Origin of the sequence: Vibrio sp. Evd11, assembly GCF_900382755.1 — a bacterium.
Classification (GTDB): Bacteria; Pseudomonadota; Gammaproteobacteria; order Enterobacterales; family Vibrionaceae; genus Vibrio; species Vibrio lentus.
This window is the reverse complement of the sequence record NZ_OSDX01000020.1, coordinates 26,355-38,417: the sequence shown is the minus strand read 5'-3', so window position 1 is coordinate 38,417 and position 12,063 is coordinate 26,355. Positions and strand designations below refer to the sequence as shown.

Sequence of the window (12,063 nt, the reverse complement as noted above, 5' to 3'; positions counted from 1 at the left end):
GAATACCCGTTATTTTGGAATAAGATTTGCTTTAAGCATGAGTTAAAGAATCGATTAACAGGATCGGCGTTAGACCCTCTTGTTACAACCCTATCTCATTAAGTAGGAAGTGATTGTGGTAAAACCAAACATAATAAAAACTAGCGAAAACCCACTTCAAACAATCGAAGTTGAAGTGTTTGATGAATATGGTGAGAAGCTAACCAAACAGATCGCTTGTGAACGCCCTCTTACCGTCATGTTGAACTGGAAAGAGATCGTAACCCTGATGACGCTCGGCTCACGCCCTGAATCTTTAGTCTTGGGTTATTTGAAGAACCAAAGCTTCCTTTCTGACCCTGAAGCGGTTGAATCTATCATCATTGATTGGGAAACCAGCTCTGCAGCGGTCATCACCAATGAAGATACGAGCCAGCTTGAGCAAGCGCTTAAGAAGAAGACGGTGACCTCTGGCTGTGGTCAGGGCACCATGTTTGGTAACGTGATGAAGCAGTTGGAAGATTACCAAGTGCCTCAAACCAAGATTAAGCAATCTGAAATTTACACCGCTCTAGAAGCACTGACTCATTACAACGACACCTACAAGAAAGCTGGCGCGGTACATGGTTGCGCAGTTTGCAAAGACGACAAAGTTCTATCGTTTGTTGAAGATGTTGGCCGTCACAATGCGGTAGATACGTTGGCTGGTGAGATGTGGCTTAACAAAGAGTCTGGTGAAGATAAGATTTTTTATACTACTGGCCGCCTGACTTCTGAAATGGTCATCAAAGTGGCTCAGATGGGTATTCCTGTTCTGTTATCACGTTCAGGCGTAACGCAAATGGGATTAGATTTGGCTCAGCAATTTGGTATCACAACCATTGCTCGCGCTAAAGGCCTGCGTTTCCAAGTGTTCACTGGCGCAGAGAAGATTGAATTCGATGTAAAAGGTGACCAGTAAACGATCATTCGTTTTAGACATTGGTTATCTATTAGAATTAAGGTGCAAGTGTAAGCTTGCACCTTAATTCCACCTTTCTTCTCGTTCCAAACTCCTAATCTCCCCCCCTATTTCTCAAGTACATTTCCCTTTTCAAAACGACTTCGATCTTTTCGTTTGGTTTTACTGAACGTTATTTTCAAATTAACTAGATATACCGAACGTTAACAATTCTTTATCTTGTGTTCCGTGAACAGGACGAAGCACGCACTTATTGTGCTGCTTGGAAAAAGCTTCACTTCTTTGAATGCTCACTTCGAAGAAAACACATAAGAAACAAATAATTGGATAACAATATGAAACAGCCTTTAAAAGCTCTAGCAATCGCTCTTGGACTGACCTTGGGCGCCAACTGTCACGCAATTGAACTTAAGCCAGTCGATACGGATTTTACGCTACAAATTCTGGGTTCTGGCGGTCCTATCTCGGATGACCTACGTGCATCATCCGGTGAAATCGTATGGTGGAAAGGCAAATCACGAATCATGATTGATGCCGGCGGAGGCGTTTACCTACGTTTTGGTCAAGCGGGTGCAAAACTTGAAGACCTAGATTTCATGGGTATCACTCACTTCCATACCGATCACGTTAATGATTTGCCTGCTCTTCTTAAAGGTGGCTACTTCTTTGAACGTGACAAGGCATTGGAGATTTCAGGTCCAACCGCAGGTTCTGCATTCCCAAGCCTTAACGGTTACTTCGCAGCGAATTTTGACCCAGACCATGGCGCATACGCTTACCTTGCTGGCTTATACGATGGAACCGATGGCCTATTCCCAGTCAATCTTACCGATGTTGACTATCAGTCCACAGAGCCAACCGTCGTTTACGAAAAAGATGGTTTGAAGATCACTGCTCTGGGTATTCCTCATGGTGATGTGCCTTGTCTCGCTTACCGAATCGAAAGTGAAGAAGGCGTGATGGTGATTTCAGCTGACCAAAATGGTAGCAACCCTGCGTTCTTAGACTTCGCTCGTGGCGCCGACATCATGATGATGCCAATGGCGATTCATGAACAAGCCGATGGTGTTTCTACATTCATGCACGCCAAGCCTTCTGTCATCGGTGAAATTGCTAAAGAGATCAATCCAAAAATGTTGGTACTTAACCACTGGATGGGTCTAGGCCTTAAGCGCAAATCTGAATCGATCAAAATCGTACGCGAATACTACGACGGGCCAATCATGTCTGGTCGTGATTTGGCTAGTTTCCCTATGTCTGCTGTAAAGGAGAAATAATATGAACAACAAAATCGCCCTATCAATCGCGATCACGTCTGTGATTAGTCTTAACTCTGCAATGGCGTTTGCTGATGCACCTGCCGAAGCGCCTGTTGAAGCGAAACAATCTTCAGGACACGGAGGTAAATGTGCCGCGGGTAAATGTGGTACAGAAAAACGCTTCGAAAAAGCGGAACTGACAAGCAACCCTCAAGACCGTTTAGTGCGTGCACGTGATGGGAAATGTGGCTTAACGGCTGAAGGTATCTCGCCAAGTAAAGAGCGCATCTTAATGGCGAATAGCAAGGTGACAGGTGGTGTATGTGGCCAGTAGAAACGCATAACACTCATGCTATAAAAACTAAAGCTTTAAAAACTAGAGCTTCAGCATCAAACGACCGAGCTCCTAAAAGCAGAGAGTTAAACCATAAAGTGCGAATGATTCAGAATACAGACAAAGGCATTGGGCTACGCAGTGAGCATATTGAACTGCTCGCTCGTTCCCCAAAGCACCCTGATATCGATTTTCTGGAGTTGGCTCCCGAGAACTGGATGAGCTTAGGCGGACTTAAGCGCGAACAACTACAGGATATAGCGAAGCAATACCCTTTGATCGCACACGGTTTGAGCTTATCCATTGGAGATTGTCAGCCGCTTAATACGAAGTTTGTTCGTCAGGTTGGTCAATTTCTCGATGAACTGAATATTCAGGTATACAGCGAACACTTGAGTTTCTCTCGAGACAGCCAAGGGTATCTGTATGAACTGTTACCTTTGCCACGCCGTGCAGAAAACATCGGCTATCTAGCGGACAGAATCAAGCAAGTCCAAGACATCATTCAACGTCCTTTGGTCATGGAGAACATCTCTTATTACCACAATTACGGAGATGAGATGCCAGAGGGCGATTTTATCGCTGAAATAGCAAAGCGCAGTGGTTGTGAGTTGTTGGTCGATATCAACAATCTTTATGTGAACAGTCAGAACCACCACTTTGATGCGGCTGAAATGCTTAAGGCTTTACCAAGTGATGCTATTCGCTATTACCACATTGCTGGGCATTTGGTTGAGAGTGACAGATCGGTTGCAGGTAACACAGCGATTGAAAGTAACAAGTCGCTACTTGATACCCACGGTATGGAAGTACAGCAAGAGGTTATCGACTTGGCGCGTTATGTGTTCGATCTTCATGGCAGCAAACCGTTGTTACTTGAAAGAGACAACAACGTACCTCCTTTGGTTGTGCTTAGTGAAGAGTTACGAACAGTGCATCGTCAGGTATTGAACGCAGGTGTTGCTCATCGTCCAATGAATCAGGAGTTGGTTTATGCATAACCCTCCTAGCATGATGATCACTCAAACGCAGGCGTTAACCGCATTGATACGTTCGCCACTTGAAGACAACGCAGTGTGTCGATACAGCGAGTTCATTAGAGACAACGTATTTGGTGTATTGAACAACACATTCCCGCTGTTTTGTCAGCAAGTCGACCAAGACCAACTACTGATGTTAGTTGATGAGTTTGTTGTCGTGCATTACGCCTCAGAGCCAGAATTTCATCACATAGCAACTGAGTTTGTCAGCTTTGTTCAACGTCGAACTCAACCAATGTACATCTCTAGCTTAACTGCAGCACATGAACTTACAGACGATCAACTGGCGGTGTTGGAGTACGAATGGTGTGCCTTTTGCGTTGAGATTGATTCTTCAAAGCAAGTTCTGCCTTTGTCGCGGACGCGTGACTTTCACATCGATGAACGACAGCTTCAATTGGGTATGTTAGTCAACAGTACGATGAAGCTCGTGCAGGTACCTTTCATTATTCATGGTGAGTCGCTGACGTTTCTAACACAAAGGCGGTATCCCGTTTATTACGCGATTTATCGCGACTCTGACCAACGCGTCAACACGATAAAACTAAGAGAAATTGATGTTGCGATTATCCAAATAATCCAACAACAACCAAATCGTTCTTTAGCCGATATAAAACAAATAATTGCTCAACAATTGGCGAGATTCGAATTTATTAATTGGGTCGAACACTTCAGTGAAATTGAACTGATTGGCGTTCACTCTTTAGGAGAAAAATTATGATTAAGTCAGCCCTCAGCTGGTACGACGCAATTGTCGACAAATGCAAACAATACGATTACTTAGTACTACTGTCAGTACGTCTCTATTTGATTCCGGTTATTTATGTCGGTGCACGCTCTAAAGTGCTGGGCTTCTCGGGAACTGTGGCATGGTTTGGTGCCTCTGCAGCCGATGGTGGCCTTAATCTTCCCTTCCCAGAGTTATTGGCATTCCTAGCGGCAGCGACCGAAGTATTGGGTTGTATCTGTATCGCGTTAGGTCTGTTTACTCGCTTTATATCAATTCCAATGATTTTCATGATGAGCGTCGCGAGTGCAATGGTTCACTGGAAACACGGTTGGGATGCGATTGCGACTGGCGATATGGAAGCAACCATTCGACTTAATGGCTTCATCGAGTGGCTCTCGGTTAACTTCCCTGGTCGATACAACTACATAACTGAACTTGGCGACCCGGTAATGCTGAACAACGGTATGGAGTTCGCAGGCACCTACTTCGTGATGTTACTGGTATTGCTTGTTTATGGTGGTGGTCGTTACGTGAGTGCAGATTACTGGCTACGTAAACAGTTCTCTAAAAAACAAAACAAAGCACTTCGTTGGTAATAGATTCTTTTCACACAGTTACATGTAAAACCTTTAATTAGTTCTCTCTAATTATCATCTTATTTTCCATTGTCTTACCCGTCACACTCGTGGCGGGAAGGAGTTTTTATGCTTACAGATGTCGTTGATCTGTCGCGGTTTCAATTCGCAAGTACCGCTCTTTATCACTTTATATTCGTCCCCCTAACTATAGGCCTCTCGTTCTTGCTCGCAGTGATGGAATCGCTGTATGTCATGACCAACAAAACCATCTACAAGGACATGACCAAGTTCTGGGGTAAATTGTTTGGTATTAACTTTGCTGTCGGTGTTGCTACCGGCCTAACCATGGAATTCCAGTTCGGCACCAACTGGGCTTATTACTCGCATTACGTAGGCGATATCTTTGGCGCACCGCTTGCCATTGAAGCGCTTGTTGCGTTTTTCTTGGAATCAACCTTAGTGGGTATGTTCTTCTTCGGTTGGGACAAGCTCTCTAAGCGTCAGCACTTATCGGTAACGTGGTTAACAGCGTTGGGTTCGAACTTCTCTGGCCTGTGGATTCTGATGGCCAATGGCTGGATGCAAAACCCAGTGGGCGCAGAGTTTAACTTCGAAACAATGCGTATGGAGATGACAGACTTTGTCGAAGTGATCTTCAACCCAGTGACTCAAGTGAAGTTCGTGCATACCGTTGCGGCAGGTTATACAACCGGCGCGCTATTTATTATGGGTATCAGTGCTTACTACATGCTTAAAGGCCGTGATTTACCGTTCGCTCGTCGTTCATTTGCAGTCGCAAGTGCTTTTGGCATGGCTGCGATTGTGTCGACAGTAATGCTCGGCGATGAATCTGGTTATGAGTTGGGCGATGTTCAGCAGGTGAAGCTAGCGGCTATCGAAGCTGAATGGCAGACCGAAGAAGCCCCTGCCTCATTCACACTGTTCGGTTTCCCAAACCAAGAAACCATGGAGACGGACTACGCGATTAAGATCCCATACGTGATGGGTATTATCGCAACGCGTTCTTTGGATACGCCAGTTGTCGGGATTCATGATTTATTGGCAAAGAATGAAGAACGTGTTCGCAGCGGCATCTTAGCTTATGGACTATTAGAAAAACTGCGTTCTGGTGATAAATCACAACAAAATATCGATGACTTTGAATTGGTTAAACATGATCTTGGTTATGGATTACTGGTTAAGAAATACAGCGACAACGTGGTGGATGCAACAGAACAACAGATCAAACAAGCAGCCAAAGACACAATCCCAACGGTAGCCCCGCTATTCTGGAGTTTCCGCATCATGGTGGTGTGTGGCGTCTTAATGTTCGCCATTATTGGTCTTTCATTCGTACAAATTTGTCGCCGTAAGATTGGTACCAATCGTTGGTTACTGAAAGCAACGATATGCGCGATTCCACTTCCTTGGATTGCTTGTGAAGCCGGTTGGTTTGTTGCGGAATATGGCCGTCAACCATGGGCAATTGGTGAGATTCTACCAGTCAATATGGCGGCTTCTGATCTACCCGCTTCAAGTCTGTGGATCTCTATCGGCTTGGTTTATTTGTTCTACACCGCGTTCTTGATTATAGAAATGTTCTTGATGGTTAAGTTTGCGAAAATGGGCCCGAGCGCACTGAAGACTGGTCGCTATCATCATGAGCGATCAAACCAAGATCTTGCTATTACAGGTGAGCAATGCGCACCGAGCAAGCTAGATAAAACTATCGATCTTCATTAAGGAATTCAGATGTTTGATTACGAAAATCTTCGCCTGTTTACATGGGCAGTTATTGGCGTGTTGTTGATCGGTTTTATCATTACCGATGGATTCGACATGGGCGTTGCGGCGTTGCTCCCAGTTCTAGGAAAGTCAGAAGTTGATCGACGAATCATGATTAACTCGATTGCCCCTCACTGGGACGGTAACCAAGTATGGTTAGTTACCGCGGGTGGCGCTATCTTCGCGATTTGGCCTGCAATCTACGCGGCTGCATTCTCCGGGTTCTATTTAGCCATGATTTTAGTGTTGGCGACCTTGTGGTTAAGACCACTCGGTATGGATTACCGCGCTAAGATCGACAACCCGCAATGGAAGAAAGCCTGTGATATTGCACTTATCGTCAGTGGCTTCATTCCTCCGGTTATCTTTGGTGTTGGTTTCGGTAACTTGATGATTGGTGTTCCGTATGAATTTAACGAATTGCTAATGATGTCATACCAAGGTGGTTTCTGGGATCTATTAACGCCCTTCCCACTGCTATGTGGCTTGGTAAGCTTGGCGATGGTTGTCACGCAAGGCGCGGCATTCCTACAGATGAAAACGACGGGTGATTTAAAACAACGTGCGCAGAAAGTGATCGTATGTATGGCGCTTGTGACTGTAGGTCTGTTTATTGTTGGTGGGCTATACGCATATACACTTCCGGGTTATCTGATTACTAGCCCAGTTGTGACCGATGGTGTTTCAAACCCATTATTAAAGCATGTAGTGAAGTTTGATGACTTACTGCTACATAACTACGAAAACTACCCGATACTTTTGGCAATTCCTGCGCTAGGTATCATCGGAATGCTGAGTTGTGCCGTGATGACTCGACTTAACCGCGCTGGTTTGGCCTTCGCTTCTTCGAGCTTATCAATAGCAAGCATCATAACAACAGCGGGCGTTGCCCTATTCCCAATGATCATGCCGTCTAGCTTGATGCCTTCGCATAGCTTAACGCTGTGGGACGGAACATCGAGTGAGTTAACACTGAGCATTATCTCGGTTGTCGCAGTTATCGTGGTGCCAATTATTTTGGGTTACACAATCTGGTGTTACTACAAAATGTTCGGTCGATTAGATAGCCAATACATTCACGATAACAGTTCGTCACTGTATTAATTAGAGATGAAATAGGAGGATAACCTATGTGGTATTTATGTTGGGTACTGGGCGTATTACTCGCCTGCGCGTTTGGAATTATTAATGCGCTATGGCTAGAACACACCGACTTTCTCGATGAACAAAACTGAACGGTAAATTCAGTAATAAGTGTTAACTAAACAATAAGCTAACTCACTTAAAAGCCTTCATTAAATGCGATGCCTACGATCTCAAAGATCACCGACATTCGTGTTAATGAGGGCTTTCTTATTCATGCCTTGTTCTATATGAGTTCTATGTATCTAAGCTTTTTTGTATCGTAGCCTTTGCTACCAATGAACCTTGCTTTAACAACCTTATAAGCTATTAGTTACATATTCATCATTTTAATGAATCTATTAATTACAAAACAAAGATGAATATTAACGTCACTGGCTTAAAGGGAATTAACCATGAGTAATCCATCGGAACCTCAGCGTCATTCGCTGTCTCTTTCAATACGCAGTAAATTCATTCTAATCAACCTCACCCTGTTTGTTTCAGTCTTTATCTATGCCATCTACGAGCAGTTTAGCTTAGATAAGCTTGAATCTTTGGAACGTGCTGCTACTGAAAATTTGAGGAGCTCTGTTGACCTACTCACGCTGAGGCGACACGAAAAAGATTTCTTATCTCGCCACGATAACAAATACGCAGAACGCTTCGACAAAACCGCCAACACTCTGAATCAACGATTGGTGACTTTGAACCAAACTCTAGCTTCACACGAGCTTCACCTGTCTGACCAAATGGCACAGATTTCGGACACTCTTCATCAATATCAAAAGCAGTTTCACCAAATTGTCGAACAAGTAAATAACATTGAACGTACGACCGCGCCCTTAGGTTTTGTCGCTATGTTAGATGGAAAACGAACCGCGTTAAAATCAGCGATCGAATCTGAATCGAGTTTGGCTTTAGAGCTTGCGCTATTGGAGTTGATTGAAAAAGACTTCCATTATCTCGCTCATATCAATGACCAAACACATATGGCGCTAGATGATGCTCTTAAAGAGTTTGAACCCTACTCTCAAACGTCGGTTGCAACAGAGCAAGCCTATTCGGACTACAAAGCTGCGGTTGAAACGCTCCTATTGGCCAACACCAATTTAGGCTTGTCGGCAGAACTAGGTCTTAGAGGTGCCTTACGTAGCAACGTCCACCAAACAGAACAAGCCATTGAAGCCGTACAAACCGAGATAAGCCAAGCTATCACCGCGGCAAGTACACATACCAAAAACACACTACACCTTTTTGGCGCGGCGATTGTTGCGCTGCTCTCTTTGCTGTTGGTGTTTATTGGTCGCAACATACTTGCGCGAATTAAAGCGATAAACGTGATGATGGAATCAATTGCCAATGGAGATGGCGACTTAACCGTGCGTATGAACGCCAAAGGCAACGATGAACTTGCTCAGTTGGCGCATTCCTTCGATACCTTCATCAATAAACTGCATGGCAATATTAAAGAGCTGTCTGGCGTGATGACGGTGTTGACCGATAGTTCGTGTAGCTCTGAAGAAGCGGCAATCAAAAGTATGAGTAATGCTGAGAAGCAGAAGCAACAATCTGAATCAGTAGCGACGGCAGTTAATGAGCTGGTGATGACCAGTAATGAAGTAACGGCGAACATAGAAAACGCAGCGATGAACGCTGAGAAGATAAAAGACAATGCACATCAGGCGTTGCAAGAAACCCACGCAACTAATGACAGCATTAATGTGCTGGCCGAGAATATTGCTGAGTCACAAAGCCTAATTGTTCAGCTCGAAGATCAGAGTCGCGAAATCAATCAAGTCGTTACTACGATTCAAGGCATTGCGGAACAAACTAACCTACTCGCGCTAAATGCAGCAATAGAAGCTGCGCGAGCTGGCGATCACGGTCGTGGGTTTGCAGTCGTTGCTTCCGAAGTGCGAGAGCTTTCGCTAATGACTAACGATTCAACTCATCAAATTGAATCAACCATTCATGGCCTAACGTCGGGAATAGCAAAAACGGTCGCTAATATGTCAGTGAGCTTAGAGCAAACGGGCTTAGTTAAGCACCAAACCAAAGACGTGGTGAATGCGATTGAAGGTATACACTTTCAAGTCGGGGAAATGTTCGACTTAAACAGCCAAATTGCCACGGCGTCTGAAGAGCAATCCATGGTATCAGCGGAGATTGACCGCAACATCACCGATATCGCACACCTAGCGAGTGATACTCATACAGTGGTATCTGGGTCTGTTCGTTGCAGTGAACAAGTATCGAACGTGAGTGTGAAGCTTGAGAATATTGTGGCGCAGTTCAAGTATTGATTAGCAAAAAGCATTTGAGACCACCGCTCGGCGTATTTGCGATGAAAAAGCTGATATGAAAAACCGAGAGAAAGATAAACAAAAGGCCTCTATCTTGCTAATAAGATAGAGGCCTTTCTAATCATGAATACGTAATAACGTTGTATTACATATTCATGTTTAATGTGTACTAAGCGCGTGCTTTCAAGAACTCAGCGTAAGTACCACGGAAGTCGTTGATCTTACCTTCTTTGATTTCAAGAACACGAGTCGCTAGAGAGTCTACGAATACGCGGTCGTGAGATACGAAGAACAATGTGCCTTTGTAGTTCTCAAGAGCCAAGTTAAGCGCTTCGATAGATTCCATATCCATGTGGTTCGTTGGTTCATCCATTAGAAGGATGTTTGGCTTGTGCATCATGATCTTGCCAAGAAGCATACGACCTTGCTCACCACCAGAGATAACCTTTACAGATTTCTTGATGTCGTCTTGGCCAAACAGCATACGACCTAGGAAGCCACGAACAACTTGCTCGTCTTCGCCTTCTTGACGCCATTGGCTCATCCAATCAAACAGGTTCATGTCTTTTTCAAAATCATGTGCGTGATCTTGAGCGTAGTAACCGATGTTTGAGTTTTCAGACCACTTGTACTCACCTTCGCGCGCTTCTAGAGCACCCGCTAGTGTGTTAAGAAGCGTTGTTTTACCTACGCCATTCTCACCGATGATAGCAACACGCTCACCAACTTCGAAAATCGCATCGAACTTGTTGTATAGGTCTTCTTCAAAGCCTTGAGCTAGGTTTTCAACCACAAGTGCGTTACGGAATAGTTCTTTAGACTGTTCGAAACGGATGAATGGGTTTTGACGGCTAGACGCTTTAACTTCGTCTAGTTGAATCTTGTCGATCTGTTTAGCACGAGACGTTGCTTGTTTCGCTTTAGATGCGTTAGCAGAGAAACGAGAAACGAACGTTTGAAGTTCAGCAATTTGTGCTTTCTTCTTAGCGTTATCAGAAAGTAGACGTTCACGAGCTTGTGTCGCTGCTGTCATGTACTCATCGTAGTTACCTGGGAACAGACGAAGTGCGCCGTAATCAAGGTCAGCCATGTGTGTACAAACTGAGTTTAGGAAGTGACGGTCATGCGAAATGATGATCATTGTGCAGTTACGTTGGTTAAGCGTATCTTCCAACCACTTGATGGTGTCCATGTCCAGGTTGTTCGTTGGTTCGTCAAGAAGCATGATATGCGGGTCTGCAAACAGTACTTGAGACAATAGAACACGAAGTTTCCAACCCGGTGCTACTTCGCTCATTAGACCGAAGTGCAGTGATTCTTCAATACCTACAGCAAGAAGAAGCTCACCGGCTTTTGCTTCTGCCATGTAACCGTCCATTTCAGCGAACTGAACTTCAAGGTCAGCTACCTTCATGCCGTCTTCTTCGCTCATTTCAGGCAAAGAGTAAATGCGGTCACGCTCTTGCTTAATAGCCCAAAGCTCTTTGTGACCCATGATAACCGTATCGATTACCGTGAATTCTTCGTAAGCAAATTGGTCTTGGTTTAGTTTAGCTACGCGCTCGTTTGGATCGTAGCTTACGTTACCAGCACTTGGTTCAAGTTCACCTGATAGGATCTTCATGAACGTCGATTTACCACAGCCATTCGCGCCGATTAAACCGTAACGGTTACCTTCGCCGAACTTAACTGAAATATTTTCGAAAAGTGGCTTAGCGCCGAATTGTTGAGTGATATTTGCTGTGGAGATCAATGCCTTTACCTTTTTAATGTGAAAAACGCCGCAACGTTACTTCTTCGGGGCTTTAACTTCAAGTATTGATTGCAATTACAGGCCATTAAGTGAGTGATAACCTAGCCAAATCATAATTTGAGCTGACTCACACTTTTGATTTTCTATTTGTGTTCATTAAAACGCCACAATGAGGAAAATACAAAATAGCGAACAGCCGCCGATAATAGGGTTTAT

Annotated in this window: 11 protein-coding genes; 10 read left to right on the top strand and 1 reads right to left on the bottom strand. The window is 44.4% G+C overall.

Going from position 1 to position 12,063, the window contains the following annotated elements; genetic code table 11:
• Positions 1-115 precede the first annotated feature (115 nt).
• The 10 genes from fdhD (at position 116) to ED652_RS10955 (ending at position 10,094) form a co-directional block, all read left to right on the top strand.
• Entirely contained in the window at positions 116-940 is an 825-nt protein-coding gene (fdhD, locus tag ED652_RS11000; RefSeq protein WP_017107095.1) for a formate dehydrogenase accessory sulfurtransferase FdhD, read from the top strand.
• A 335-nt stretch (positions 941-1,275) separates the two neighbouring features.
• Positions 1,276-2,217, top strand: coding sequence for an MBL fold metallo-hydrolase (locus ED652_RS10995; RefSeq protein ID WP_065112603.1), 942 nt, complete (start codon positions 1,276-1,278; stop codon positions 2,215-2,217).
• A gap of 1 nt (position 2,218) precedes the next feature.
• On the top strand, positions 2,219-2,533 hold the full coding sequence (locus tag ED652_RS10990; RefSeq protein WP_017112074.1) for a hypothetical protein: 315 nt from the start codon (positions 2,219-2,221) through the stop codon (positions 2,531-2,533).
• Between the two features lie 98 nt (positions 2,534-2,631).
• Positions 2,632-3,534 carry a DUF692 domain-containing protein gene (locus ED652_RS10985; protein WP_122054786.1) on the top strand — a complete coding sequence of 301 codons (903 nt, stop codon included), beginning with the start codon at positions 2,632-2,634 and terminating at the stop codon, positions 3,532-3,534.
• Entirely contained in the window at positions 3,527-4,294 is a 768-nt protein-coding gene (locus tag ED652_RS10980; RefSeq protein ID WP_122054758.1) for a putative DNA-binding domain-containing protein, read from the top strand. The genes ED652_RS10985 and ED652_RS10980 overlap by 8 nt, the downstream gene beginning before the upstream one ends.
• Entirely contained in the window at positions 4,291-4,899 is a 609-nt protein-coding gene (locus ED652_RS10975) for a DoxX family protein (RefSeq protein ID WP_065112601.1), read from the top strand. The genes ED652_RS10980 and ED652_RS10975 overlap by 4 nt, the downstream gene beginning before the upstream one ends.
• 108 nt (positions 4,900-5,007) lie before the next feature.
• A complete protein-coding gene (locus ED652_RS10970) occupies positions 5,008-6,624 on the top strand; it encodes a cytochrome ubiquinol oxidase subunit I (protein WP_122054756.1) in 1,617 nt (538 codons plus the stop codon).
• Between the two features lie 9 nt (positions 6,625-6,633).
• On the top strand, positions 6,634-7,770 hold the full coding sequence (cydB, locus tag ED652_RS10965; RefSeq protein ID WP_122054754.1) for a cytochrome d ubiquinol oxidase subunit II: 1,137 nt from the start codon (positions 6,634-6,636) through the stop codon (positions 7,768-7,770).
• A 26-nt stretch (positions 7,771-7,796) separates the two neighbouring features.
• Positions 7,797-7,901 carry a cytochrome bd-I oxidase subunit CydX gene (gene cydX / locus ED652_RS10960; protein WP_080585223.1) on the top strand — a complete coding sequence of 35 codons (105 nt, stop codon included), beginning with the start codon at positions 7,797-7,799 and terminating at the stop codon, positions 7,899-7,901.
• A 303-nt stretch (positions 7,902-8,204) separates the two neighbouring features.
• On the top strand, positions 8,205-10,094 hold the full coding sequence (locus tag ED652_RS10955; protein ID WP_122054752.1) for a methyl-accepting chemotaxis protein: 1,890 nt from the start codon (positions 8,205-8,207) through the stop codon (positions 10,092-10,094).
• 169 nt (positions 10,095-10,263) lie between these two features.
• Here the strand turns inward: ED652_RS10955 and ED652_RS10950 are convergent, their stop codons facing one another.
• Positions 10,264-11,847, bottom strand: coding sequence for an ABC-F family ATPase (locus ED652_RS10950; RefSeq protein ID WP_102344574.1), 1,584 nt, complete (start codon positions 11,845-11,847; stop codon positions 10,264-10,266).
• Positions 11,848-12,063: the final 216 nt, after the last annotated feature.